The following is a 26,355-nucleotide window of genomic DNA, read 5'->3' on the forward strand; positions in this document are numbered from 1 at the left end:
CGCTATCGGTCCTGCCAGGTGACGACCTCGTCGAGCGACGCGCGTGCCGTCCGGTAGCTGTTCGCCGGGTGGTCCAGGTCGGCGTAGCCGAAGGAGATCCCCACCAGAATCTTGCGGTCGTCCGCGATACCGAAATGCTCACGGATGAAGGGAGACTGGCTCGCCAGGGCGGCCTGCGGGATCGTGGCGATCCCCAGGCTCCGCGCCGCGAGCAGGAGGGTGCCGAGGTAGAGCCCGGAATCCACCGCGCCGTACACGCCCTGCTCGGCATCGGTCGTGATGATCGCGACGTGCGGGGCGCCGAACAGGCGGAAGTTCTCGAACGACTGGCGTGCGGACGCGGCACGGTCACCGCGTTCGACTCCCACGGCCTGATACAGCTGCCACCCGCTCGCCCGGCGCCGGTCGCGGTAGACCCCGCGGTACTCCGCAGGCGGATCGAATTCGAAGGCGGCACCGTGCCCACTCGCGTACTCCGCGAGACCGTCCCGGAATCGCTCGGTTCCCGCACCGCTGGTCACGATGACCTGCCAGGGCTGCGTGTTGCACCACGACGCGGACCTCTGCGCCAGCGTGAACATGCGCTCGATGAGCGGGCGCGGAACCTCGCGCGGCTCGAACGCGCGGCAACTCCACCGTGTCGCCAGCAGGTTCTCCAGCACGGCGGACTCATCGTCGACGGGACCCACCGCGATGCCGTCGGTCGATACATCGGCAGTCATCGATCACTCACCCATCGTTGTTCGAATACGGAATATGCGCGTCCCGGGTCGGGGCACCGGTCAGGCTCAGGGTTCGACGAACAGAACGTCCGCCTGCACCAGGTCGTCGATCTGCTCGGCGGAGTACACCTCCGAGGCGACGTCGCGGCTGTCGGCGCCGACCCGCGGCGCGGTGCCCGCCCGATCGGGGCGTTCGCCCGCGAACCGCCACGGCGGCCGGATGAGCGCCAGCCCGTCCTGCTGCCGTTCGACCAGTTCGAGCCATTCCACCTGCTCGTGCTCGACGAATCCGGTCATCGACAACACTGGGGCGAACGGCACGTCCGCAGCGGAGAGGGCATCCTCCCAGTGCTGCAGCGACTGCTGCTCGAACTCGGCTTCGACGATCTTGGCCAGCTCGTGGTAGTTCGACTCCCGGGGGCGGTACTCGGCGAAGCGGGGATCCTCGGTGAGATCCATCCGGTTCATCGCCGTGCACAGCGAGCGCCAGAATTTCTGCGAGGACGACAGGTGGACCGCCAGATACTCGCCGGTGGCGGTCTTGACGCAGAAGTTCTGCGCCTGCGGATGCCTGCTCTGCCTGCTCGGATCGTATCCCAGTTCGAAGGACTGCGTGATCCCGTCGGTCGCCAGAACGCTGACGGCCTCCATGATCGACGTCTCCATGTGTTGCGGCGCGCCGGTGCGCAGCCGTCCGACGAGCGCCGCGAGGACGCCGGTGGCCGTACTCAGTCCGGTGATCAGGTCCGCACTGAGCCCGCCGGCCAGCTGGGGCCGGGCGTCGTCGCCGAACAGGGAGTAGAGACCGCCGAACGCATGCCCGATCGTGTCGTAGGCGGGGCGGCTCGCCAGCGGACCACCCGAGCCGAACCCGGTCACCGACCCGTAGACGAGGTCGGATCGCAGCGCGCGGCACTCGTCGGGTCCGAGGCCCAGCGCCGCCAACTTGCCCGGCCGCAGGTTCTCGAGGACCACGTCGAAGTGCGGCACGAGGGCCTTGACCAGCGCGATGCCTTCGGGATGCTTCAGGTCGATCGACAGGCTCCGCTTTCCGGTGTTGTACTGGCGGAAGTAGGGGCTGCCGTCGTTCTGGTGGCGACGGAAGTCCTCCCCGACGACGGGCTTCTCCACCTTCACGACCTCTGCGCCGAGAGCGCACAGGATCGACGTGGCGAACGGAAGGGCGATGTAACCCCCGATCTCCAGGATGCGGATCCCGTCGAGCGGCTTGTGCTGCATGGGTATGCCTCCGTGAGTTCAAGTGACAATATAATACATTATCTGTGGATCGGGTTCTGTCAAGGCCGGACCCACCTCACCCTGCCGGCCGCCGCAGTCTCGTGGGAGACCCTGGCTACAGGGGTACCCACAGCCTCTCCTTCCCGCGCCGCAACCGCCTTGACCTCTGATCACGGATCGCCGACATCAGGAGATGACGACATGGCATGGCACAGCGAGCAACTCGACGCGATCGGCCACACCGAGGAACTGCACATCAGCAGCTATCGGCGCGACGGCTCCCTGCGCCGCTGGATACCGATCTGTGTCGTGCGCGTCGCCGACGACCTCTACGTCCGGTCCGCGTTCGGCCCGGACGGCGGCTGGTACCGCAACGCGATGCGGAACAACACCGCGCCAAGTACCGCAGCCGGCCCGCCGCGCTGGAACCGATGGTCGCCGACACCGCCGCCGAAACGACCTTTCGCCTCGACGCCGCCGGATAGGATTCGGGCGCCGAGGAGGAATCCATGATGGCCAGGAACGCGCGCAGCACCCACCGTGAGGTCTCGCCGCTCGAGCTGTTCTTCGACCTGGTGTTCGTGTTGGCGATCGGTCAGCTCACGCACCATCTCGTCGACCACCTGACCTGGCACGGCGCCGCCGAAGCTCTCGTGGCACTCGTTGCGGTGTGCGGGGTCTGGGCGTTCACCACGTTCGAGGTCACGCTCCTCGACATCGAACGCACGGCCACCCGGGCCGTGACGGTCACGGTGATGGGACTCGGCCTGTTCATGAACGCGGGCATCGGGCACGCATTCGACGAAAGCCCTTGGCTCTTCGTCGTTCCCATGCTACTGGCGCTGATCGGCCCCACCATCTACGCGGCGGCCACCGCCCCGACGCCCAGCCTCCGCCTGCACTTCCTGCACGTGCTGATCTGGTTCGCGGTCTCGGCGCCGTTCTGGGTGGCCGGCGCCGCACTCGACCCGGAATGGCGCCTGTGGCTGTGGGCGGTGGCCGCGCTCGTCGATCTCGTCGGCACCTGGAGCGCTCACCCGCTGCCGGGCGGACGCACGCAGACGCAGCAACTTCCGTTCGACGCGGAGCACATGCTCGAGCGGATGCGACTGTTCCTCATCATCCTGCTGGGCGAGACGGTCCTGACCCTGGGACGTGTGATTGCCGCCCATCATTCCGACGCACTGACGCTTGCGCTGGCGGCGGGGTGCTTCGTCGCGCTCGTCTGCCTGTGGGCCGTCTACTTCGGGCGCGCCGAACAGCTCGTGGAAAGTCATATCGCCGCCACCGGGAACCCCATCCGATCCGTGCACATCGGGATCAACGTGATCTACGGCGTGGTCACCGGACTCGTCATGTTCGCCGCGGGCAGCGAGTTGGTGCTCGCCCATGCCGGCGACGACCGGGCGGGGGTCGGCGGCGTGCTGATGCTCGCGGGTCCGGCGATCTACCTGCTCTCGCACGCAATCTACTTCCGGCTCACCACCCACACCGGCTGGGTTCTGCGCGCCGTCGGCGCCGCCGTGCTCGGATCGGCCTCCGCCGCGGCGTACTGGCTGCCGTCCTACGCCGTCGTCCTCGCACTGGTCCTCATACTCCTCGCGGTGGCCGTGACCCTCACCAGGGACGCGTCGCCGAGCGAATCCTGAACTCGCCGTTGCCGTCCTTCACGAATGTCATGAATGCTGATGTGCCGAGCTTTCGGTGGCGATCCAACTGGACAGCAGGCGGAGAGCCTCCTCGGAGGAGGAACCCGGCGCCGCGGTGAATCCGTACAGGGTGAGGCCGGCCGCGCTGGCCACCTCAAGCGCCTCGAAACGCAGCGTCAGGTCGCCGACGACCGGATGATGGAACCGCTTCGTTCCGCGCCGGTGCGCCTTGATGTCGTGAACCGCCCAGCGAGTGCGGAACTCGTCGCTACGGGTGGCGAGCTCGCCGACGAGACCGGTGACCGCCGCCGAATACGGCGACCGCGCCGCCTCCACCCGCAGCATCGCGACGGCGTCGTCGGCCGCGTTGTTCCAGTCGGGGAACGTTTCGTCGGCGCGGCGGTCGAGGAAGATGAACCGGGCCAGATTGGGCGCGCCGTCCACGCGGTCGTACACGTCGGCGTACAGCGCGCGACCGAGCGCATTGGCGCCGACGATATCGAGGTGACCGTTCTGCACGACGGCGGGGGCGGTGATCATCGCATCGACGAGCGCCTGGACCGGCTCCGGCATCTCGACGCGCGCGCGGGCGGGCTTACGCTTGCGGGGCTTCGTGGCCGCGGCGCGGGCGAGGGTGAACAGGTGCTTCGTCTCCTCGTCGTCGAGTCGCAGCGCGGTCGCGATGGCGTCCAGCACCTCGTCGGACACGCCCGACACGCCGCCGCGTTCGATCTGTACGTAGTATTCCGCGCTCACTCCGGCGAGCAGTGCGACCTCTTCGCGACGTAGCCCGGCGACCCGACGCCGGCCACCGGCGGGCAGGCCCACCTGGTCGGGCGTGATGCGTGCGCGACGGGTCGTCAGGAAGTCCTTGATCTCCTTGGCGATCTCCATACCTGCAGCCTAGGGACCTCCGACGGCCCGTGGGAGAGGCTGCCGGTACCCCCGATAACCGGCCTCTGGTACGGCCCCGCGGATCGCAGCAGAGTGGTGATTGCGGGTCGAGGAAATCGTCCATGACGCAGTGACATTCAGGATGCAGTGAGATTCAGACCGTCGGGCTCCGGCGGACGACGAAGGGAAATCAGTTCATGACCACGGAGAGGATCGAGACCGTCAGCGTCACGACCCCGTACTGGGACATCGCGGCGGACATCTACTTCCCGCCAGGATTCGACAACACGAACAAATACCCGGCCATCATCAGCGCACACCCCATCGGCAGCTGCAAGGAGCAGACGTCCGGCAACGTGTACGGCACCGCCCTCGCCGACGCCGGCTACGTCGTCATCGCATTCGACGCCAGCTACCAGGGCGCCAGCGGCGGCGAACCCCGATTCATCGAAGACCCGGCGCAACGAGTCGAGGACTTCGGCTACGTCGTCGACCACCTCGTCACCCTCCCCTACGTCGACGCCGACCGCATCGGCGTACTCGGCATCTGCGGCGGCGGCGGATACTCCGTCAGCGCCGCGAAGACCGACCGCCGCATCAAGGTCGTCGGCAGCGTCGTCGGCGTCAACTTCGGCCACCTGCTGCACGAGGCCTTCAGTGCCTACGACCCGATCGCCACATTGGACGCGATCGCCGCGCAGCGCACCGCCGAGGCCCGCGGCGCCGAACCGAACGTCGAGAACCTGCTGCCGCCCACCGTGGACGCGGCGGCCGGGATGGGCCTCGACGTCGTCGAGGCCACCGAGTACTACAAGACGTCCCGCGGGGAGAAGCCGAACGGCGCCACCCGCAGCCTGATCTCGCGTCGGGCAGCGGGATACGGATGGGACGCCTTCACCCACGCGGAAGTGCTTCTCACCCAACCGCTGTGCGTCGTCGTCGGCGACAAGCCCGGCGCCTTCGGCTCCTACCGCCACGGCCTCGAGATCTACCGCCGCGCCCGCTCCGAGAAGAAGCAACTCGTCGTGGCCGAAGGCTTCTCGCACTACGACCTGTACGACCAGCCCGAGCCCGTCAAGATCGCCCTCGACGCCCTGATCCCGTTCTACGACACCAACCTCTGACCACGCGCGACAACACCCCATCCAGAAGGAGACACAGCAATGGACAGCATCACTTTCCCCAACGGCCCGATCGCCATGGCAGGCAACCTGTTTCTGCCCGACAACTTCGATCCGCAGAGCAGCTACGCGGCGGTCGTCACCGTGCACCCAGGTGGCGGTGTGAAGGAGCAGACCGCGGGTCTGTACGCCGCGAAGCTCGCCGAAGAAGGCTTCGTGGCACTCGCCTACGACGCCTCGTTCCAGGGTGAGAGCGGCGGCGAACCTCACCACCTCGAGGACCCGGCAGCGCGAGTGGAGGACGTGCGCGCGGCCGTCGACTTCCTGCAGAGCCTGGACTACGTGGACGCCGAGCAGATCGGTGTTCTCGGTGTCTGCGCCGGCGGTGGATACGCCGTGAACGCGGCCCTGACCGACTACCGGATCAAGGCCGTCACCACCGTCAGCGCCGTGAACATCGGCACCTCGTTCCGGCGCGGATGGTACGGAACCGACTCCGACGCGGCCGCGGTGCCGACACTGCAGGCAGTCGCGCAGCAGCGGACCGCCGAGGCCCAGGGCGCCGACCCGGCGTACATCCCGTACGTTCCGGAACAGCCGGACGAGAGCACTCCGCGCGACCTGGTCGAGGCGCACGACTACTATCTCACCCCGCGTGCGCAGCACCCGAACGCGAAGAACAAGCAGCTGTTCACCAAGAGCATCTCGCGGATCTTCACGTTCGACGCGTTCCACCTGGTCGAGGACCTGTTCACGGCACCGCTGCTGATCGTCGCCGGCAGTGAAACCGGTTCGCTGTGGATGTCCACCGAACTGCACAGCCGGGTCCGCAGCCCCAAGAAGCTGGTGGTCGTCGACGGCGGCGCCCACATGGACTTCTACGACGTGCCGAAGTACGTCGACCGGGCCGTGGCCGAGGCGACCCCGTTCTTCCGGGAGAACCTCGCAGCACGCCCAGTCGAGAACTGACACCACGACGAAAGCCCCGCATCCTGCCGGATGCGGGGCTCTTCGGTCGATCCGCTCAGGCGTGGGCCATGACGGCTTCGGCCTGCGCGATGATGCCCTCGGCGGTCTTCACGTGGGCGATGTCGATGTGCTGGCCCTCGAAGTCGACGGCCGCGCTACCGGCGGCCTCGGCGACCTTGAACGCCTCGATCATGCGGCGGTAGAAGTCGACCTGCTCGGGGGACGGCGTGAACACGTCGTTGGCGATGGCGATGTGCGACGGGTGGATGCACACCATGCCGCGGTAGCCGAGCTGCTTGTTGTCCAGGCAGAATTGGCGGGCACCGTCGAGGTCCTTGATGTCCTGCCACACGCCGGCGACGGGATGGTGCAGGCCCGCTGCGCGGGCGGCGAGGACGAGTCGACTCCGCAGGTACAGCGTTTCCAGGCCGGCCGGGGTGAATTCGAAGCCTAGTTCGCGGCCGACGTCCGCGCTCGGGCCGGTGGCGCCCAGCAGGCTGGAGATGCGCGGGGTGGCGGTGGCGATCTCTTCGCAATGCGCCATCGAGACCGCGGTCTCGTAGCTCACGATGAGTCCCACGCTGCCCGCCTCGAGCCCCTGCCGGGCCTCGATGTGCGACACCACGGCGTCGATCCGCACGAGTTCCTCGGCGTCGAAGACCTTGGGCAGGAACAGACCGGTCAGCCCCGGCCGGATCACCGCCTCGAGGTCACTGCCCTGGATCCCGGTCACGAACGCATTGGGCCGCACCCACACGTCGGCGCGAACACCCTCGGCGTCCAAACGGTCGATGGTGGCGGCGGTGACGCCACGCGCCTCGTCCTTGTCCGCGACGGGAACCGAGTCCTCCAGGTCGAGGATCAGGGCGTCGGCGCCGGAGGCCAGCCCCTTGTCGGCCCAGGAAGGCTTGTGACCGGGCACGAACAGCATGGAACGGTACGGATTCATGAACTCTCCTCAGTAGTGAGTACGGGAAGTAGCGGGTATGGGAAGTAGCGGGTCAGGACTCGTCGGCGTAGAGGACGCCGGACGCGAGCAGCTCGTCGATCTTCTCGGCGGGGAGCACCTCGCCCGCGACGGAACGGGTGTCGGCGCCGACCTTGGGAGCACGGTCACCGCGGTCCGGGCGCTCGCCGTCGAACGTCCACGGCGGCCGGATCAGGGCCAGGCCGTCGGGTTGCCACTCGACGAGGTCCAGGTGCTCGACCTGCTCGTGCTCGAGGTAACCGGTCATCGACAGGACCGGGGCGAACGGCACGTCGGCCTCGGTGAGGACCTTCTCCCAGTGGTCCTTCGACTTCGTGGCGAACTCCGCCTCGACGATCGGCACCAGCTCGAAGTAGTTCGACTCCCGCGGGCGGTATTCGGCGAACCGGGGGTCCTCGGCCAGGTCCATGCGGTCCATCGCGCGGCACAGCGACTGCCAGAACTTCTGCGAGGACGACAGGTGGACGGCCAGGTACTCGCCGGTCGACGTCGGGACGCAGAAGTTCTGCGCCTGCGGGTGGCGGCTCGTGCGGGCCGGGTTTTTGCCGAGTTCGAAGGACTGCGTGATGCCGTCGATGGTCAGTGCGCTGACGGCCTCCATGATCGACGTCTCCATCCGCTGCGGCTGACCCGTCTTCAGCCGCCCGACGAGGGCCGCGAGGACGCCGGTTGCGGTGCTCAGACCGGTGACGAGGTCCGCGCTCAGGCCACCGGCCAGCTGCGGGTGGTCGCCGTCGCTGAACAGCGAGTACAGACCGCCGAAGGCGTGGCCGATCGTGTCGTAGGCGGGACGGTTGGCCAGCGGACCACCGGCGCCGAATCCGGTGACGGACCCGTACACGATGTCGGGACGCAGGGCGCGGCAGTCGTCGGGGCCGAGCCCCATGGCGGCCACCTTGCCCGGGCGCAGGTTCTCGAGCACCACGTCGAAGTGCGGCACCAGCGCCTTGACCAGCGCGACGCCCTCCTCCGACTTCAGGTCGACCGACAGACTGCGCTTGCCGGTGTTGTACTGCCGGAAGTAGGGGCTGGCGTCGTTCTGATGGCGCCGGAAATCTTCTCCGACCACAGGGCGCTCGACTTTGACCACTTCGGCGCCGAGGGCGCACAGCATCGACGTCCCGAACGGGAGCGCGATGTATCCCCCGATCTCGAGGATCCGGATACCGTCGAGCGGCTTGTGCTGCATGTTGCCTCGCCTTCGTCTCAGCAAAATATTATATATCGTTTACAGTGGGGTCAAGCCCCGCCGGATCGGGGTACCCCACCGAGGCGACTCCCAGTCGGCTGGATCACGGCAAGGCACTTCCATGGAGCTATGCAACATTATATACTTTGCATGGTGCAGCTCACATATCGAGCAGAAGGCTCCGCCCACCAGGCCGGACACCTCGGTCCCGCCTGCGATCCGGACCACTTCCACCCCTTATCGACCAGCGAAGGAGCGGCACCATGAGTGTGCAGACAGAAATTTGGCAGGGGCAGTACGACAAGCTGTTCATCGGCGGACAGTGGGTACTGCCGGCCTCCGAGCGCACCTTCGACGTGATCTCGCCGGCCACCGAAGAGCTCGTCGCGCGCGTCCCGGAAGGCGTCGAGGAAGACATCGACGCGGCAGTGAACGCGGCACGCGAGGCGTTCGACAAGGGGCCCTGGCCCAGGATGGCACTCGACGAGCGGATCGCGGTCCTCCGGAAGCTCAGCGCGGAACTCGCCGCGCGCGAGGCCGACGCCGCCAGACTCGTCAGCGCCGAGATGGGTTGCCCGATCACCCTGTCCACGAAGATGCAGTCCATCGGACCGCGCCTGCTCCTGGACTCCTTCCTGGACCTCGCCCCCGCCTACCCATGGGCCGACACGCGGTCGTCCGCAACCGGCAGCGCGCTGGTGACCCGCGAACCGGTCGGGGTCGTCGCAGGCATCGTGCCGTGGAACGCCCCGCTGCTCATCACCATGATCAAGCTCGCGCCGGCGCTGCTGGCGGGCTGCACCATGGTCATCAAGCCCTCCCCCGAGACCCCGCTCGACGCCTACCTGCTCGCCGACATCCTCGACGAGATCGGTCTCCCCGCCGGCGTCRTGAACATCGTCCCCGCACGGCGCGAGGCCAGCGAATACCTCGTGCGCCACCGCGGCATCGACAAGGTCTCCTTCACCGGATCGACGGCCGCGGGCCGTCGGATCGCCTCACTCTGCGGCCAGGACCTGCGCCGCGTGACCCTCGAACTCGGCGGCAAGTCCGCCGCCGTCCTGCTCGACGACTCCGACCTCGACACCGCAGTCGCCGCCATCCGCGCGGTCTCGCTGCGCAACAGCGGCCAGGTCTGCAGCAACAAGACCCGGATCGTGGTGGCGCGCTCGCGCCGCGACGAACTCCACGACCGGCTGGTGGACCTGATCAAGTCGATGCCCGTCGGCGACCCGTTCGACCCCGCCACCGAAATCGGCCCGATGGTCAGCGCCAATCAGCGGTCCCGAGTCGAGGGCTACATCGACGACGCGAAGGGATCCGGCGCCTCCCTGCTGGTGGGCGGCGGACGTCCCGACGGTCTCGACCGCGGCTGGTACGTCGAGCCCACGATCTTCACCGACGTCGACCCTGCCGCGAAGATCGCGCAGGAGGAGATCTTCGGCCCGGTTCTCACGGTGCACACGTTCGACACCGAGGCCGAGGCGATCGACATCGCCAACAATTCGGAATACGGCCTCAACGGATCGGTGTTCGCCGCCGACCCCGAACATGCGCTGGCTGTGGCACGCCACATCCGCACCGGCACAATCGAAGTCAACGGGAACCCGGCGGGCTTCAGCGCCCCGATGGGCGGTTTCAAGAACAGCGGCATCGGCCGCGAGGCGGGCCTCGAGGGCTTCGACGCCTACGTCGAGCTCAAGTCCTACGGAATCCCGGGCGGCCTGCTCGGTTCGCTCTCCTGACCCAGATCTACCGAAAGGCAACACACATGGGCAACATTCCCCCCGTCGAAGAAGCTGCCGCCCGGCTCGTCACGGATCTGACCTTCGACTCCATCCCCGCCGACGCGCTCGCCGGTGCGCGCCGCCTGATGCAGGACCAGCTCGCCCTTCAGGTCGGCAGTGCCTCGCTGCCGTGGAGCAAGGCACTGCTCGAGCTGACGCGCGCGGCGCACGTTCCGGGCAAGTCACACGTCGCCGCGACAGGCGACGAGATGAGCGCCGCGGACGCGGCATTCGTCAACGCCTCCTTCGGCCACGGCTTCGAATACGACGACGCCCACCGGGCCAGCTCGTCGCACCCGGGCAGCACCGTCGTGTCCGCCGCACTCGCGGTCGGCGAGGAACTCGGCGCGACGATGCGCGAGGTGATCACCGGCATCGTCGCCGGCTACGAGGTGTACACCCGCATCGGCAACCTGGCCGCACCCGAACTACTCGAGCGCGGCTTCCACCCGCACGGGTTGCTGTCGAACTTCGGTGCGGCCGCCGTCGTCGCAAAGATGCGCGGCTTCGACATCGAGACGACCGTGCACGCCCTCGCCATCGCCCTCAGTCACGCGTCGGGCACCACCGAGTACACGTCGTCCGGTGGCTCCATCAAACGCATCCACTCCGGCATCGGCACCCGCAACGGGATCCGCGCCGCCGAGATGGCGGCCGCGGGCATCACCGGTCCGACGACGTTCCTCACCGGCGGTAAGGGCTTCTACCGCACATTCGTCGGACGCCCGGTCGCCGACGACGCCGCGGCCACGTTCGGCCTCGACAAGACGTTCGAGATCACGCGCGTGTGGATCAAGCCGTACTGCTGCTGCGGCATCAACCACGCCTACATCGACGGCGCCCGCCARCTCTCGGCCCGGGCCGCGGACGTCGACTCGGTGCTGCTGGGCATTCAAACCGGCGGCGACGTGGTGATCGGCAACAAGAACGCCAACGCGTACGCACCGAAGATCATCGAGCACCTGCAGTACAGCCTGCCGTTCCAGTTCTCGCTGTCGTTGCTCGGCAAGGGCAACGGATTCTCGACCCACAACGCTTACATGGCCGGACGGCTCGACCTCGGCGCCGGCAGCGACGTCGCCGCCCTCGCCCAGAAGGTGAAGATCGAGGTGAAGCCCCAACTGGACACCGCCTACCCCGGCCGCTGGGTCGGCGACATCACCGTCACCTACACCGACGGCACCAGCGAGAGCCTGTTCGTCGACAACCCCACCGGCACCGCCGAGAACCCGATGTCGCAGGAGGACCTCGATGCGAAATTCCGCGACGTGACCTCGGCATCGCTGGGCCCCGAGCGCGGCGAGACCCTGCTGCAGGCCATCAAGGGCGGCGACCTCGACCAGCCCGCCTCCGACTTCGCAGCCCTGCTGAAGGTCTGATTCCCTCCGACCGCCGGCCCCAACCGGGCCGGCGGCCGATGACGAGAAAGAGAGCTGATGGACGCCCAGACCACAGCCCGGCCGATCCCCGTCGAGTTCACAGGATCCGGTGGGGTCCGTCTTGCCGGTGATCGGTGGGAGACCGACGATCGGTTGACCGATTCGACCGAGGGAACCGTTCTCCTCCGCCACGGCGGCGGCCAGACCAGGCACTCGTGGGATCGCACGGCGGCACGATTGGCCGAGAACAGATAGCGCGCAGTCACTTTCGACGCGCGCGGGCACGGCGACAGCGGATGGGCACMCGAGTACTCGGCCGAACTTTTCGCGGCCGACCTCGAAGCGGTACTCGCCGAACTCGGCGGCCGTGTCGTCGTCGTAGGAGCGTCGCTGGGCGGCCGGACGGGCATCGTCGTCGCGGGCGGACGCCCCCGTTCCGTCGCCGGGTTGGTGCGGGTCGACATCACGCATCGAACCGACCACACCGGCCAGCGGAGGGTCCGCGACTTCCTGGGCGCGGCGCCCGACGGGTTCGCCTCGCTCGACGACGCGTCCGCGGCCATCGACGCCTTCCGCGGCACGCCACCCCGTCGTCGCCGCAGCGACGGGTTACGAAAGAACCTGCGTCTCAAGGGCAACGGCCGCTGGTACTGGCACTGGGATCCAGCCTTCGTCGGCTACGCGGACAACCGCGGCAATTCCGACGAGCGGCGGCTCGCCGACCTGACCGCCCGGATCACGGTTCCCACCTTGATAGTTCACGGATCGAGGTCGGAGATCGTCTCGCGGGAGGCGGTCGACGAGATACTCGCCCTGGTGCCGAACTCCGAGGCCGTCGAGGTGGACGCGGGGCACATGATCGCYGGCGACGACAACGAGGCATTCGCCCTGCACCTCGAGGGCTTCCTCGATCGGGCTCTCCCGTCACGCTGAGCGGAGTCAGCCCGTCGTGCCGGCGACCATCACGGCGACCATTGTCACGGGCTTGTCCGTGCGGTTGCTCCACGCGTGCTTGATGCCCCGGTTGATCACCGTGTCACCCGGCCTGAGCAGGGTCTCACCCGTCTCGTAGATCGCATAGATCTCACCGTCGATGATCGTCGCGATATCGACGGTCTCGGTGGCGTGCAAACCGACGATCTCCTCGCTGTCCGCCTTGGCATCCTCGCCGTGCAGGTTTCCGATCGATGCCGCATAGACAGCCGGATCAATTTCGCTGTCGGGTGGAAATGTCGCCAGGCGGACGACGAGCCCACTGGCCGGCGGCGCGAGTTCCACCTCGGATTCGAGGGTGTCATCGTCGGTGAAGACGGCGGGGAGTGCATCGACCCTCCACACGTCGTTCACGGAGAAGGCAGGCAGTGCGACCCGAGTGCCGGTTGTCTCGTCCACGACGATCGTCGACTTGCCGTCGGCATCGACTCCGGCGATCACGCGCCGTGCGGTCTTCTTCAGGTGCTCACCACTCATCACTGTCCCTTTCCGCTCGAATGCGCCGCCCACGACATGACGGACGTCTCAGTTCGTACAGTATCATATATAATGTTGGCAATGTATGGACCGGCGCGCGTGCAGCGGAGTGTCCAGATAATTGGACACCTTCACCCCGGCTTCCCGGCCTACGTTCAGCGTGGCGAACCCGCCGAATCGAGGAACCACGGAGGTTGCATTGACGACTCGGAATCCATCGGCCGCCGAAAGAAAGTGGTCGACCTGGAAGATGCTGCGAGCGCGAATACCTACGACCGTCATGGCGATCGGCGTTGCCGCAGGCGTGTCCGTCGGTACGGTCATCTCTCCCTCGGCAGGCGCAGCCCTGGCTGATGATGCGGCGGGACCGAGTTACCTTCTGGTCGGTGGCACAGGTTCGTCGAACATCGGGGTGTTGCGCGAATCCGGCGGTCGGCTGACTCCCGTCGGGCAGCCCGTGCCCACCGATACCGGCACGCTGTCGATCGCGGTCACGCCGAATGGCCGATTCGCGTATGTCGCACATACTGTCTCGGGAACACTCCAGGGATTCCGCGTCGGCGACGACGGTGCACTCGAGCGCCTCGAGGACGCCCGCCTCGCCCCCGGCCGACCGATCGTGGGTGCAGTCGTGAGCCCGGACGGGAAGTGGCTCTTCGCCACCGTCGGCTCGATGACCAACGACGTGCAGACGTATGCCATCGCGCCGTCCGGCGCTCTGACACTCGTCGATTCGGTGACTATTCCCGGCGCGACGAGCGGCCTGTCCATTCCGGTGGTGTCTCCGGACGGTCGATTCCTGTTCGCCCCGAGCTTCATCGGGGCGACTATGGATTCCTTCGCGATCGGATCCGACGGCAGGTTGACACCGACCGGCTCGCAGGTGCCGACCGGTGATCGTCCGGCGTTGCCGTCGGTGACGCCCAACGGCAAGTTCCTGTTCATCACCAACGAGGGGACCAACGACGTCTCCGGCTACCGCATCGCGCCCGACGGTGCACTGACCCCGATCGGGCGCTTCCCGACGAAGGCGATTCCGCACGGTATGGCCATCACACCGGACGGCAGGTATCTCTACCTTCCCCAGACCGGCGGTCAGAGTGTGAACGGATTCGAGATCCGAGACGACGGCGCCCTGGTTCCCGTGCCCGGCGCGGATGCGCCCAGCGCACCGGGACACTTCCCCGGCCGTGTCGTGCTGAGCCCGGATGCCCAGCGGCTCTATGTCATCGACACGCTGACCACGACCGGCATCGAGAAGGTGTTCACCTACCGGGTGAAGCCGGACGGGGCACTCGAGGCCACGGGAGAACCGCCGGTCGATACGGGTGTGACGTTCTCCGACGGCGCCACCGGAGTGTTCGCATCCGTCGGACCTGCGTGAACTACCCACCCACCCCGCACTACCGAATGAAATGTGGAAAGGACATCGACAATGGGACTACTGGACGGCAAGGTCGTCTTCATCACCGGCGCCGCACGAGGGCAGGGTCGAGCACATGCGGTGACCGCTGCGAAGGAGGGAGCCGATGTCATCATCACCGACATCTGCTCACCCGTCGACGGGATTCGATACGCGCTGGCGAGCAAGGAAGATCTCGACAAGACACAGGCTCTCGTCGAGAAGGAAGGCCGACGGGCGGTCAGTGCAGTCGCCGACGTCCGTGATCAGGCCGCGCTCGACGCGGCAGTCTCTCTCGGGCTCGACGCATTCGGCCGGCTCGACGCGGTCATCGCCAACGCCGGACTGTGGGATCTCGGGCCCAAGTCCTGGGAAATCACCGAGCAGATGTGGACGACGGTCACCGATGTGGTGCTCGGCGGTACCTTCCGGACGATCAAGGCCACCGCGCCGCATCTCGTCGAGCAGCGTGGCGGTGCGATCGTATGTATTGCGTCGGTAGGCGGGCTGGAGGCAACGGCCGGATACACCCACTACATCACGGCCAAGCACGGCGTCCTCGGCCTGATGAAGAACACCGCTCTGGAGATCGCGGAGTACAACGTGCGGTGCAACGCGGTCTGCCCCGGCGCGGTGGACGCGAAGATCTGGGACAACCCGATGGGCCACCAACTGTTCGTCGCCCCCGGCGAGACAGCGAACCGCGATGTGGCGATAGCCGCCACGTACGGCTATGCGCCGCTGGCCGGCAGGCCCGCGCTTCCGCCGAACGCCACCAGTAATGCCGCATGCTGGCTGCTGTCCGACTACGCCGAGCACATCACCGGTGTCGCCCTGCCGGTCGACGCCGGCCACCTCCTGCTCCCCGGCGTGAATTTCGCGCCGCAAACCGAGGGACCGGAAGCCGATCGTTACCGCTCACCTGCCCAGTCGCCCGACGATCTGTGACAGCCTGACGACACCGGCCCCGACCGCTGCACGCGGCCGGGGCCGGTGTCTGAGCGTCCCCCTCGGCCGACCCTTGTTCGAAGCGCGCATATATTATATTGTGTTCTCGCTCACATGTGATGCGAGTCCGTTCTCATCGCGCCTGGCCGGAAGGTGGTGTCGGAGTGCTCAGTAGCTCAGCGCATTCCACGGTCGACGCTCGGCCGGAAATCGCGTCGTCGTGGATGCGTTCGCAATTGTCGGGTCTCGACTCCGATACGACGCCGAGGCTGGACAGGATCGACGTCTCCTCGGACGGGTGTCTCCGACGGGCCGCGGCGCCCGTTCTGGATCACATCTGCCGCGAGTTCGACGGTGCGCCACTGGTGTTCGTTCTCGCCGACCACGACGCCCGGATCCTGGATATCCGACACGCCAGTCCTGCCGTCCGCGACGCGGTCGCCTGGATGGGAATCGAGCCCGGAATCCGGCTGGCCGAGGATGAAGTGGGAACCAACGCGGTGGGCACTGTCCTGGAGGCCCGGCAACCGCTGCTCGTCCACGGCCCCGAACACTTCATGTCCGCCTTTCACGAGTTCAGCTGCTTCGGCCAGCCGATCATTCATCCAATAACGCGACGACTCGAAGGCGTTCTCGACGTCGGAGGCGGCGCAGGCGAGGATCACCGGTACTTCGCGCCGATCGCCCAGCGGTTGGTCGGGGAGATCGAGGACCGGCTGGCGCTGAGCACACCTGTCGCGCAACGAAATCTGCTGGCGGCCTTCCATTCTGCGGCACGGCGGAAGGAACGGCCGGTGATGGTGCTCGGCGAGGGGATGGTGCTCGCGACCCCGGCGGCCCTCGACCTCCTCGATCCCGCCGACCATGCGGCCGTCCGAGCCGGCGCCGACACCGCTCACACAACGGCCGTCACCAATCGCTTGACGCTCGAATCCGGTCGCGAAGTGGAGTTCACCTGCACTCCGGTCGATGGCGGGAACGGCGTCCTGGTGGATTTCGCTATGGCGAGAACGAGCCCGAAGCCGCAACCACGACCATCGGTCGAGGAGTGGCCGCTCCTCGTCGTCGGAGAAACCGGCACCGGCCGGACAACCGAGGCGGTGCGTGCGGCCGGACCGGGCGGGGCGATCGTCGACGCCGCGGACGTCGTGCACACGGGTGAGCAGGCCTGGGCGGTCGGACTCGGCCGGCAGCTCGAGCAGGATGGTGCCGTCGTGATCATCGAGAACGTCCACTTCCTCACCGATTCGATGGCCACACTGGTTGCCCGCCTCATCCGGGGCACGCGGCGACACGTCGTTCTGACCTCGACGAGTGCGAACGACGACGCGGGGATCCACCCCTCCCTGGTGGGGCTCTGCGCCGCGCGACGTGAACTCGCTCCGCTCCGTCGGCGCCGCCACGAGATTCCGGGGCTGGCCCGTCGGATGCTGGCGGAGGAGGCCGTGACGTCCGACCTGCGCCTCACCCCGGCGACACTGCAGGTCCTGGCGGCACATCCGTGGCCGGGCAACCTCGCCGAAATCCGGCGGGTGATCCACGCGCTGGCCCGGACCCGCTCGGCCGGAGACATCATTCCGACCGACCTTCCCGCACCGTACCGGGAAGTCGGCACACCCCTGTCGCCCATTCGACATGCCGAACGGGAAGTGATCGTCGCGGCGATCGAAGCTGCCGGCGGGAACAAACTCAAGGCCGCGCAGTCACTCGGGGTGAGCCGGTCGACTCTCTACAACCGGCTCCGGGTTCTCAAGATCGCCTGACCTCTCCGGTTCACATCCGGCCCAGCCGTGCCAGTCGCTCCTGGGTCGGCGAACCGTCCTCGGCGGAGTTCAGCACCAATTGCTGCTCGGGCGCGCCGGAGTAGCGGAAGATCTCCCAGTCGAGGGTCAGCTCACCGACGACCGGATGATTGAGCACCTTGACGCCGAAGTCCTGGCGCGCCACGTTTCGCGCCGCCCACCATTGTCCGAACTGACGATCGGCGATCGTGAGTTCGCCGACGAGCGCGGACAGGGCCGGATCGGCCGGGTTGATGGCCGCCTCGCGGCGCAGGATCGCCACACAGGACCGCGCGACCGCCGTCCAGTCGTCGAACAGCTCCCGCATCCGAGGGTCGGTGAAGATGAGCCGCACATAGTTCAGCTCGTGCGGAGCCATCGCATCGAAATCGGCATATACCTTGGTGGCCAAGGGATTCCACGCCAAGATATCGGTCCGAGGACCCAGCACGATGGCCGGGGTGTCGGTGAGCTGGTCCAATAGCCGTCGCACCTGCGGGCGTACCCTGCTGCCACCGGTGCGTGACTGCGCCGCCGGACGGGGCGTGGACCGGTGGGTGGCGTGATCGGCCAGACTGTCGAGGTACTCGGATTGATCCGAGTCGAGTTGCAGCGCTCGCACCAGCGCGGCGAGCACCTGCTCGGACGGGACGAGCCGGCCCTGCTCGATCCGGGTGTAGTAGTCGGTGCTGATCGCGGCGAGCTGCGCCACCTCCTCGCGCCGCAGCCCGCTCACCCGGCGGCGCTGGTCGAGGTCGGGTAGGCCGACGTCGGACGGTGACAGCTCGCTGCGGCGGGTTTTGAGGAACGCGCCGAGCTCACGTAGGTGTGGTGCCTGGTGTATCGGACTGGGCATACAGCCAGGGTAGGTCGGGGGCGCCAGATTATCCTGGGAAGGATTGTTCCCAGGATAAATGTCGCCCTTCCCCGGTTTCCCCGGAGCTCCGAGACTAGGTATCGAGCGATTCGGAATGCGGATCGGAATTCTCGAAACACCACGGAGGCACCATGACCACCAAGACCGATGTTCGGTTCAACAGCAGCGGCTTTCAGCTCGCCGGCCACCTCTACACCCCGGCCGAGGCCGCCGGGCGGCTGCCCGCGATCGTCGTCGGGCATCCCATGACCGGTGTCAAGGAGCAGACTGCGGCACTGTACGCGCAGCGCCTCGCCGATCAGGGTTTCATCACCCTGGCGTTCGATGCCGCGTACCAGGGTGAGAGCGAGGGCGAACCGCGCGGACTGGAGGATCCGTTCCAGCGCGCGGAGGACTTCCGGAACGCGGTGACCTACGTGAGCACCCGCGACGACGTGGACCCGGAGCGGATCGGTGTCCTCGGCATCTGCGCCTCGGGCGGCTACGTGCCGTTCGCCGCACAGACCGACCACCGGATGAAGGCCGTCGCCACCGTCAGCGGCGCGGACGCCACCTGCTTCTTCCGGGTGCCGGACCCCGAGGCCTTCGCGAAGCTGGTGGATCAGGCGGGCGCCGCGCGGACCGCGGAGGCGAAGGGCGAGGACATCCCCATGGTTCCGGTGCTGCCGGACTCGGTGGACGCGTCGACGCCGAAGGCCGTCGCGGAATTCTTCGACTACTACAAGACTCCGCGCGCACAGCACCCGCGATCGATCGGGAAGTTCGCGCTGCGCAGCGTCGACCATCTCGACCAGTTCGACGCCTACGCCGGTGTCGCGAAGATCGCGCCCAGGCCGCTGCTGATGATCGCGGGAACCGAGGCCGAGACCAAGGGCTTCAGTGAGGGCGCGGTGGCGGCCGGCGGCGAGACCGCCGAGCTGTTCGAGATCGACGGCGCCACCCACGTCGACCTGTACGACGTCGACCAGTACGTCTCGCAGGCAGCGGACAAGCTCACCGAGTTCTTCACGAAGAACCTGGCCGGATAGCCGGATCGGCTGCCGGTCGGTGTGACCGTGCCCCGGCCCCCGACCGGGGCACGGTCACGTCAATAGTCCTTTGGTCGTATCGGAATACGACCGGTGACGGATTCCCAGACGCCGCGTCGGCAGCCACACTGAACGCAAAGTATGGCCACCGTCACATTTATCCGACCGCGTGATCCGCAAGCGGATCCTGCCGATCCAGAAGGCCGCAGATGACACTCATCAGGGAACGCACCTCCGTCTCACCGGTGGTGCGCGCATGAAGACGCGAGGGGCAGTCCTGCTCGAGGTCCCGGGACGATACGAGATCGTCGAACTGGACCTCGACGAACTGCGCCAGAACGAGATTCGCGTCCGGATGGTCGCCGCCGGCCTCTGCCATTCGGACGACCACTTCGCCACCGGCGACCAGACGCCCGGGATCCTTCCCATCGCCGGCGGTCACGAAGGTGCAGGCATCGTCGAGGCCGTCGGCCCCCACACGCCCGGCTACGAGGTCGGCGACCACGTCGTCTTCTCCTTCCTGCCGATATGCGGCCGATGCAAGTGGTGCGCCCGGGGGCTGCAGAATCTCTGCGATCTGGGTGCTCTTCTGACCACGGGCTGCCGTTTCGACGATCCCGGTTCGTACCGGCTCTCTCGGGGCGGCAGGCCGGTGGGTCAGCTCGCCGGACTCGGCACGTTCTGCGAACGCATCATCGTCTCGACCGCATCGGCGGTGAAGATCGACAAGGCAGTCCCCCTCGAGGTTGCGTGCCTCACCGGGTGCGGCGTCGGAACGGGCTGGGGCGCCGCGGTCAACTCGGCCGATGTGCGCGTCGGCGACGTCGTCATCGTGGTCGGGGTCGGCGGCATCGGAATCAACGCCGTCCAGGGTGCGGCCCACGCCGGTGCCAGTGCCGTCATCGCGGTCGATCCCGTTGCGTTCAAACGAGACACCGCACTGAAGTTCGGTGCCACGCACGCGGTCGCGACGATCGAGGAAGCGAACGCGATCACAGCCCCGCTGACCAACGGCCAGGGCGCCGACTCGGCGATCGTCACCGTGGGAGTGATCACCGGGAAGATTGTCGGCGAGGCACTCGCTGCGGTCCGCAAGGGCGGCACGTGTGTTCCGGTCGGAATCGGCGACACCTTCACCAAGGACGGGGACATCAATCTGCACGACCTCACGCTGAGCCAGAAACGGCTGCAGGGTTCGCTCTTCGGTGCGAGTCGGCCGACGTCCGACATTCCCGCGCAACTCGAGCTCTACCGGCAGGGGAATCTGCTGCTCGACGAACTCGTGACGAACCGGTACACCCTCGACGAGATCAATCAGGGATACGAGGACATGAAGGCGGGAAGGAACATCCGGGGGATCGTCGTCTTCGATCACGAATGACCGCCTCACGACACTCGACAGCACGCCGATTCCAGGAGTCCTCATGACATGCGACCACGACCACCATTTCATCAACGGACGCCGGGAGCGCACCCACTCGGCGGACCGCATCTCGGTGATCAATCCGGCCACCGAGGAGCAGTTCGCGTCCATCGCCGACGGCGACGCGTCCGACGTCGACGCCGCGGTGACCGCGGCTGCGGAGGCCGGCGAGAAGTGGGCAGCGCGCACACCGGCCGAGCGTGCCGGTTACCTGCGCGGTCTGGCCGATGCCTTCGAAGCGCGCAGCGACGAGATGTCGGCGCTGGTCACGCGTCAGAACGGAACACCGATCAGCATCTCCCGCGCCATGCAGAGCCAGGTTCCGGTCGCCTACCGGTACTTCGCGTCGTTGGCCGACGATCTCGAGACCGAGAAGCTGGTCGAGACCGCGAGTGGTGACGCGGTGCTGCGCCGTGAGCCCGTCGGCGTGGTGGGCGCCATCACGCCGTGGAACGGACCGCAACCGTTGATCGCCTGGAAGCTGGGGCCGGCGTTGGCCGCCGGCTGTACCGCCGTGATCAAGCCCGCACCGGAGACCTCTCTGGATGCGCTCGTCTTCGCCGAGATCCTCGATGCCGCAGGAATTCCGGATGGCGTGGTCAACATCGTCACCGGCGGCCGGGAAACCGGTGCTGCCCTCGTCTCACACCCGGGCGTGCACAAGGTCGCATTCACCGGCTCGACGGTCGCGGGCAAGGCGATCGCGGCCGAATGCGGCAGGCAACTCAAGCACGTCACGCTCGAGCTCGGCGGCAAGTCGGCGGGAATTCTGCTCGACGACGTCGACCTGGACGCGTTCACACCCCTGGTGATGTCCGCGTGCGCGCCGAACACCGGCCAGACGTGCCGAGCGTTGACCAGAGTGCTGGCGCCCTCGTCGCGGTACGACGAGATCGTCGAGATGCTCGGCGCGACACTGAGCGCCATACCGCAGGGTGATCCGACCGACCCGGCCAACTTCTTCGGACCGCTCGTGAACGCGACGCAACGCGACCGAGTCGAGTCGTACATCGAACTCGGCCGCACCGAAGGCGCCGAGGTCGTCATCGGCGGCGGGCGCCCCGAGAAGCTCGATCGCGGTTACTACGTGGAGCCGACGATCTTCCGTAATGTCACAAACGACATGCGCATTGCTCGCGAGGAGATCTTCGGGCCGGTGCTCGTCGTGATGCCGTACGACACGATCGACGAGGCGATCGCCATCGCAAACGACTCCGACTACGGATTGGGCGGCGGAGTGTTCTCACCCGATCGCRATCGGGCAACCGAGGTTGCCCGCCGCATCGTGACCGGCAGCGTCGGGGTGAACACGTCGACCCTCCCGATCGAGACGCCGTTCGGAGGTCTGAAGAACAGCGGTATCGGACGCGAACTGGGCCCCCAGAGCCTGGATGCCTATCTGGAATACAAGACCATCTTCCGCGGCAGGTGACGCCGAGGCGGTGATCGAACGTCATCGCCTCAGCCAATAGGCCACGGCTTCAGCACGATTCGATGCATCGAGCTTACGCAGGATGTGGGTGATATGGGTCTTGACGGTCCCCTCGGAGATCGACAGTTTTCGTGCAATCGATCGATTGGCGTCGCCTGCCGCCATGAGCTCGATGACATCCACCTCGCGGGTCGACAGCACGGGATGGCGTAGATCGCTCATCGTGATCTGCGGTGGGGCAGCGATCTTCACGTCACTCACCAACCGGGCCATCCCTTCGCTGAGCGAGGTCAGTCCCTCCAGAACCGAGACTCGCGCCAACGTGTGACTCAACCCCTCGGCATAAAGGTTGAGCACCGCGCGGTCGGTGGTATCGACGTCGCGAGCCGGATAGTGGCTGTCGGCGTGGACGAGCCCGATGACCTTGCCGTGCGAACGCAACGGAGCCACGATGTACGACGTGCATCCGGACATCGAGACCAGTTGCCGATTCACCCGCGGATTGTTCTGAACGTCGAACACCAACCCGGAGCGAGCTCGATCGACCACGTCCGACTCGATGATGGAGCCGTCGAGCTTCGGTGGATCCTGGCGGCCGGCCGCAACCATGTCCCGGGCAAGTCGGGGGTCCCGCTCGATGAACATCGAATGCAGGTTCCATGTCGCATCACCGATGGTGGAGACGAGCGCGCGATCGAACCCGATGGTGCACGCCTCGGCCGCGGCCTGTGACAGAAGCTCGTTCGCGGTCGTCGCGACCTGCAAGCGGCCGAGTGCCCGGYGAATCCGCCGCATGGTCTCGACACCMTCGGCGACGCGGGCGTCCTCGACCCGCGACTCCAGGTCGCGGACACGGCCGAGGAGGCCGGTCAGCTCGGCGAGACGAGGCGGCGTGGGGCCCGCCGCGGGCTGGTTCATCTCAGCTATCACGCAGTCCCACACATGCGCCAGGAGCCGCTTCGCTGACGACACGCGCGAGCACTCGGCGACGGAGATGCTGCAGTCCAGGACGTCGCCGGCAGCGATACCCAGCTCGCGAATCTGCGCGGTGACGTCTGCGTCGAGCTCCACATCACTGCGTCGTGTATCTGGGGAAGTCATACTCATGGCACCACTCCAAGACGGGGTGTCTACATCATATACAAATATGATGCGTGACACACGTCCTCAGGACGGCCGAATGCCGGGCGCGCAGTCCACGCCCCCGGCAGACGGTCGCCGATCAGGCGACTGTCCGTCGGGGTACTGCGATTTCAGGGCTGGATACCCATCTCCGGGCCGATGTACTCCCGGACTCGAACAGCCTTACCGTCACGCGCCTCGACGATCTGCACGAGGTGCAACTTGACCTCCTGGCCGCCCATCTCCAGTTCGACGGACGCCTCGTTGAAAAAGCCGTTTTCGGTGAACGTGATGCCCTCGGGGCGGAAGTCCGGCACGGGCCCGCCCCCGGCGCGTTCGTACACGGCGGCGACGGCCTCGGACACCGAGACCCACTTGTCGTCGGCGCTGTGCCACACGGGGCAGTCCTCGACGCAGATCTCGAGGAACAGGTCGATGTTCGCCAACGCTTTGACCCAGTTCTCCGAAAGTTCGATGGTTGCCTGGTCTGGGGTGCTGCTCATCTGTGGTCGGACCTTCCTGTCGGATTTACTGCAGGTGATCTGCGTCACCCATGCTGCCCGCGCGTGAACCGATCGAGTGTCCAGATATCTGGACACTGCTCGAAAGATGGGGATCGTCCATAAGTCGTAGTGAGAATCCGACCGCAGGCAGATGCACGCGCACTATGCCATTCGCCACACTGGCTCGACGCATATGACGCAGATCACCAACTCGATATGTCCACCTCCGCCTCGTTGCGGTCGACACCCATATCCGAACCGACACAGGAGTCCCATGACTACGGCAACAGTGGCGGCCGAGCCGAGCCGAGTAACGCTCCGCGGCCGCCTGGGCGGCTTCGACCAGGCGTACCTGGTCCTCGGCATCACCGTGCTAATGGCACTGGTCGGCGGCGCGACGACGACGAACTTCCTCACCACCGGAAACCTCACCAGCATCCTCAGTCTGTCCGCAGCGTTCGGCATCCTCGCCGTCGGCGAGGCGATCGTGATCCTGGGCAAGGGTCTGGACCTGTCCGTTGCGRGAATCGGCCTCGGCTGCGCGCAGGCCACGTTGGCACTGATGAGCACGGGTATGCCCGAGTGGCAGGCAATCGGCCTGATGGTCGCCCTGGCCGTCGTCGTCGGCCTCGCCAACGGAGTGATCATCGCCTTCCTCAACGTGCCCGCACTGTTCGTGACGCTCGCGACCGGCATGCTGGTGATCGGTGGCATCGACATCCTCGTCCTCACCCAGAACGTCTACAGCGTTCCCGGTTCGTCGCTACTCGCAGCGATCGCCAACGGTTCCGTGCTCGGGGTCCCGCGTCCCGTGATCATCGCGGGGTCAGTCTTCCTCATTGCCTGGCTGTTCATTTCGTACACGTCCCCGGGACGCCTGATCCGCGCGATGGGAGACAACTTCGACACCGCGCGAGCGTCGGGCGCCCCGGTCCGGCCGCTGCAGATCCTCACCTACGCGATCTCGGCACTGCTCGCCGCCGTGGCCGGCTACGTCGCGGTGTCCATCCAGGGAAGCGTGCAGACGACCATCACGTCATTCGACCCGATCCTGTTCACCGCCCTCACGGTGGTGGTGATCGGCGGTGTGTCGCTGTCCGGCGGCCGGGGAACCATCCTCGGTGTCCTCGCCGGTGCGATATTCGTCGGAATCCTCAACAACCTGTTGGTACTTCACGGGCTGAGCACCGCCGTCCAGGACCTCATCCGGGGAGCGGTACTCATCTCGGCGATCGCGTTCGACGCATGGCTGCACCCGCGGAACGAGGAGACCGAGAAATCCGGCGAACTGTGACACCCGATCGGAAATACATCACTCACACAGGCTCTTCCGGCCAGCAGAAGGAATCGAGAACCATGAAGACGATGAAGAAGATCGCCGCGTGCATCATGGCGGTGGCGGCCACAGTCGCCGTCGCGGGGTGCACGGTCAACAGCGGTACTGCCGCGACCCGATCCGAGGGAGGCGAAAAGGCGTTCGGTACCAACGTCGAACTGCTCCCGGCGCGACAGACGGCACTCGACGCGATGCAGGGCAAGAAGATCGCATTCGTGCCGATCCTCTACAAGGGCTACCAGTTGACCGAGAACTGGGGCACGACGATGCAGCGAACGTTCGACAACCTGGGAGCGGACTTCACGGTCTACGACTCGAACTTCAGTAGCGACCGAATGCTCAGCACCATCAACGATCTGATCGCGCGCAAGGCGGCCGACGTGCTGATCCTCCAGAACCAGGATCAGGGCCTACTCGACAGCGTCATCGACCAGGCGGCGAAGGCCGGCATCTACACGGTGGTGCTCAACATGATGTCCAACCGGCTCGGAGACGCCTTCGTCGGAGTCGACGTCTACGGTGCCGCGCAGTCGATCGCGGGCCGTGCCGTCGAAGACTGCGACAAGCGCAACGCCCCCAAAACCATCTCGATCATCGACGGTCCCGGCAACGACCCGGCGTCGATCCTCTGGAATCAGGGCATCAAGGACGCGGTGGAGCCGCTGGGCTACAAGGTTCTCGTCAACCACTCGCAGTTCCAGAATGCGCAGGCTCAAGCGGCCGCCGAGTCGGTGATCCAACAGCAGCAGGGTGAGCTGTGCGGCTTCATGGTGACGTTCGACCTCAATTCGATCACCGTCGGGCAGACGGTCAAGGCCGCGGAGTCACGGGGACAGGTGCAGCCCGGATCGATCGGCGTCTACACCCTCGACGCGGACAGCAACTGGTGCGATGCGCTGAGGCAGGGACTGGTGACCGCGTCGGCGGCCTACGACGTCCAGGGCATCGGCGCCGCCGGCGCCGCGGCGGCCCAGAACTTGATCTTCGACGGCGCACAGCCCGGTGCCGGCAACTCGGTCGCCTACGTCTCGAGCACAGTGGTCGACAGAAGCAACGTCGACCAGACCACGATCGCCTGCTACACGAGCCGGTAGGG

Annotated in this window: 24 protein-coding genes and 1 pseudogene; 16 read left to right on the forward strand and 9 right to left on the reverse strand. The window is 66.8% G+C overall.

Going from position 1 to position 26,355, the window contains the following annotated elements:
- Positions 1-2: 2 nt before the first annotated feature.
- Entirely contained in the window at positions 3-722 is a 720-nt protein-coding gene (locus tag AC1DWT_RS11220; protein WP_206013768.1) for a nitroreductase, read from the reverse strand.
- Positions 723-788: 66 nt separating this feature from the next.
- Positions 789-1,961: a CaiB/BaiF CoA transferase family protein gene (locus AC1DWT_RS11225; RefSeq protein WP_072944537.1), complete on the reverse strand. Its 1,173-nt coding sequence runs from the start codon at positions 1,959-1,961 to the stop codon at positions 789-791.
- 201 nt (positions 1,962-2,162) lie between these two features.
- Between AC1DWT_RS11225 and AC1DWT_RS11230 the strand changes: the two genes are divergently transcribed.
- Both AC1DWT_RS11230 and AC1DWT_RS11235 read left to right on the forward strand, forming a co-directional pair.
- The gene (locus tag AC1DWT_RS11230; RefSeq protein ID WP_072944535.1) at positions 2,163-2,474 is read left to right on the forward strand and encodes a DUF2255 family protein; all 312 of its coding nucleotides are present in this window, start codon (positions 2,163-2,165) and stop codon (positions 2,472-2,474) included.
- Positions 2,471-3,610: a low temperature requirement protein A gene (locus AC1DWT_RS11235; RefSeq protein WP_206013769.1), complete on the forward strand. Its 1,140-nt coding sequence runs from the start codon at positions 2,471-2,473 to the stop codon at positions 3,608-3,610. Before AC1DWT_RS11230 ends, AC1DWT_RS11235 begins: the two co-directional genes overlap by 4 nt.
- 27 nt (positions 3,611-3,637) lie before the next feature.
- On the opposite strand, the gene AC1DWT_RS11240 is transcribed toward AC1DWT_RS11235, so the two are convergent.
- Complete coding sequence (locus AC1DWT_RS11240; protein WP_072944533.1) at positions 3,638-4,504, reverse strand: helix-turn-helix domain-containing protein; 867 nt, start codon at positions 4,502-4,504, stop codon at positions 3,638-3,640.
- A 197-nt stretch (positions 4,505-4,701) separates the two neighbouring features.
- On the opposite strand from AC1DWT_RS11240, the gene AC1DWT_RS11245 reads away from it, so the two are divergent.
- Positions 4,702-5,628, forward strand: a complete 927-nt coding sequence (locus AC1DWT_RS11245) for an alpha/beta hydrolase (RefSeq protein ID WP_143051442.1) — start codon at positions 4,702-4,704, stop codon at positions 5,626-5,628.
- 39 nt (positions 5,629-5,667) lie between these two features.
- Positions 5,668-6,594, forward strand: a complete 927-nt coding sequence (locus tag AC1DWT_RS11250; protein ID WP_206013770.1) for an alpha/beta hydrolase — start codon at positions 5,668-5,670, stop codon at positions 6,592-6,594.
- Between the two features lie 55 nt (positions 6,595-6,649).
- On the opposite strand, the gene AC1DWT_RS11255 is transcribed toward AC1DWT_RS11250, so the two are convergent.
- Entirely contained in the window at positions 6,650-7,543 is an 894-nt protein-coding gene (locus tag AC1DWT_RS11255; protein WP_206013771.1) for an HpcH/HpaI aldolase/citrate lyase family protein, read from the reverse strand.
- Between the two features lie 52 nt (positions 7,544-7,595).
- A complete protein-coding gene (locus AC1DWT_RS11260; RefSeq protein WP_072944527.1) occupies positions 7,596-8,771 on the reverse strand; it encodes a CaiB/BaiF CoA transferase family protein in 1,176 nt (391 codons plus the stop codon).
- A gap of 263 nt (positions 8,772-9,034) precedes the next feature.
- Between AC1DWT_RS11260 and AC1DWT_RS11265 the strand changes: the two genes are divergently transcribed.
- From AC1DWT_RS11265 to AC1DWT_RS11280, 4 genes and pseudogenes are all read left to right on the forward strand, one after another.
- Positions 9,035-10,516, forward strand: coding sequence for an aldehyde dehydrogenase (locus AC1DWT_RS11265; protein WP_477920608.1), 1,482 nt, complete (start codon positions 9,035-9,037; stop codon positions 10,514-10,516).
- Between the two features lie 26 nt (positions 10,517-10,542).
- Positions 10,543-11,937 (forward strand): MmgE/PrpD family protein, encoded by a 1,395-nt coding sequence (locus AC1DWT_RS11270; protein ID WP_206013773.1) that lies wholly within the window; start codon positions 10,543-10,545, stop codon positions 11,935-11,937.
- Positions 11,938-11,994: 57 nt separating this feature from the next.
- Complete coding sequence (locus tag AC1DWT_RS11275; protein WP_477920609.1) at positions 11,995-12,192, forward strand: hypothetical protein; 198 nt, start codon at positions 11,995-11,997, stop codon at positions 12,190-12,192.
- Positions 12,193-12,207: 15 nt separating this feature from the next.
- Positions 12,208-12,870 (forward strand): annotated as a pseudogene (locus AC1DWT_RS11280) (alpha/beta fold hydrolase); the annotation flags it as partial.
- 6 nt (positions 12,871-12,876) lie between these two features.
- On the opposite strand, the gene AC1DWT_RS11285 reads toward AC1DWT_RS11280, so the two are convergent.
- On the reverse strand, positions 12,877-13,407 hold the full coding sequence (locus tag AC1DWT_RS11285) for a cupin domain-containing protein (protein WP_072944522.1): 531 nt from the start codon (positions 13,405-13,407) through the stop codon (positions 12,877-12,879).
- Between the two features lie 280 nt (positions 13,408-13,687).
- On the opposite strand from AC1DWT_RS11285, the gene AC1DWT_RS11290 reads away from it, so the two are divergent.
- The 3 genes from AC1DWT_RS11290 to AC1DWT_RS11300 all read left to right on the forward strand — a co-directional run bounded on the left by AC1DWT_RS11290 (position 13,688) and on the right by AC1DWT_RS11300 (position 17,520).
- Positions 13,688-14,791 (forward strand): lactonase family protein, encoded by a 1,104-nt coding sequence (locus AC1DWT_RS11290; RefSeq protein WP_206013774.1) that lies wholly within the window; start codon positions 13,688-13,690, stop codon positions 14,789-14,791.
- Between the two features lie 51 nt (positions 14,792-14,842).
- A complete protein-coding gene (locus AC1DWT_RS11295; RefSeq protein ID WP_206013775.1) occupies positions 14,843-15,757 on the forward strand; it encodes a mycofactocin-coupled SDR family oxidoreductase in 915 nt (304 codons plus the stop codon).
- Positions 15,758-15,921: 164 nt separating this feature from the next.
- On the forward strand, positions 15,922-17,520 hold the full coding sequence (locus AC1DWT_RS11300) for a sigma-54-dependent Fis family transcriptional regulator (RefSeq protein ID WP_206013776.1): 1,599 nt from the start codon (positions 15,922-15,924) through the stop codon (positions 17,518-17,520).
- Positions 17,521-17,530: 10 nt separating this feature from the next.
- Here AC1DWT_RS11300 and AC1DWT_RS11305 read toward each other — a convergent pair whose 3' ends face one another.
- The gene (locus tag AC1DWT_RS11305; RefSeq protein ID WP_072944515.1) at positions 17,531-18,394 is read right to left on the reverse strand and encodes a helix-turn-helix domain-containing protein; all 864 of its coding nucleotides are present in this window, start codon (positions 18,392-18,394) and stop codon (positions 17,531-17,533) included.
- Positions 18,395-18,546: 152 nt separating this feature from the next.
- On the opposite strand from AC1DWT_RS11305, the gene AC1DWT_RS11310 reads away from it, so the two are divergent.
- The 3 genes from AC1DWT_RS11310 to AC1DWT_RS11320 all read left to right on the forward strand — a co-directional run bounded on the left by AC1DWT_RS11310 (position 18,547) and on the right by AC1DWT_RS11320 (position 22,298).
- The gene (locus tag AC1DWT_RS11310; RefSeq protein WP_072944513.1) at positions 18,547-19,443 is read left to right on the forward strand and encodes an alpha/beta hydrolase; all 897 of its coding nucleotides are present in this window, start codon (positions 18,547-18,549) and stop codon (positions 19,441-19,443) included.
- Between the two features lie 256 nt (positions 19,444-19,699).
- Positions 19,700-20,824, forward strand: a complete 1,125-nt coding sequence (locus tag AC1DWT_RS11315) for an NDMA-dependent alcohol dehydrogenase (protein WP_206013777.1) — start codon at positions 19,700-19,702, stop codon at positions 20,822-20,824.
- 43 nt (positions 20,825-20,867) lie between these two features.
- Entirely contained in the window at positions 20,868-22,298 is a 1,431-nt protein-coding gene (locus AC1DWT_RS11320) for an aldehyde dehydrogenase (protein ID WP_477920610.1), read from the forward strand.
- 21 nt (positions 22,299-22,319) lie between these two features.
- Here the strand turns inward: AC1DWT_RS11320 and AC1DWT_RS11325 are convergent, their stop codons facing one another.
- A complete protein-coding gene (locus AC1DWT_RS11325; RefSeq protein WP_477920611.1) occupies positions 22,320-23,399 on the reverse strand; it encodes a LuxR C-terminal-related transcriptional regulator in 1,080 nt (359 codons plus the stop codon).
- Positions 23,400-23,551: 152 nt separating this feature from the next.
- Complete coding sequence (locus tag AC1DWT_RS11330) at positions 23,552-23,923, reverse strand: nuclear transport factor 2 family protein (RefSeq protein ID WP_241031364.1); 372 nt, start codon at positions 23,921-23,923, stop codon at positions 23,552-23,554.
- Positions 23,924-24,197: 274 nt separating this feature from the next.
- Here AC1DWT_RS11330 and AC1DWT_RS11335 point away from each other — a divergent pair, with 274 nt between their 5' ends.
- Together AC1DWT_RS11335 and AC1DWT_RS11340 are read left to right on the forward strand one after the other, a co-directional pair.
- Complete coding sequence (locus AC1DWT_RS11335) at positions 24,198-25,217, forward strand: ABC transporter permease (protein ID WP_477920612.1); 1,020 nt, start codon at positions 24,198-24,200, stop codon at positions 25,215-25,217.
- Between the two features lie 62 nt (positions 25,218-25,279).
- On the forward strand, positions 25,280-26,353 hold the full coding sequence (locus AC1DWT_RS11340; RefSeq protein ID WP_206013779.1) for a sugar ABC transporter substrate-binding protein: 1,074 nt from the start codon (positions 25,280-25,282) through the stop codon (positions 26,351-26,353).
- Positions 26,354-26,355: the final 2 nt, after the last annotated feature.

The sequence above is a fragment of the Rhodococcus sp. P4_B6 genome (assembly GCF_056402215.1).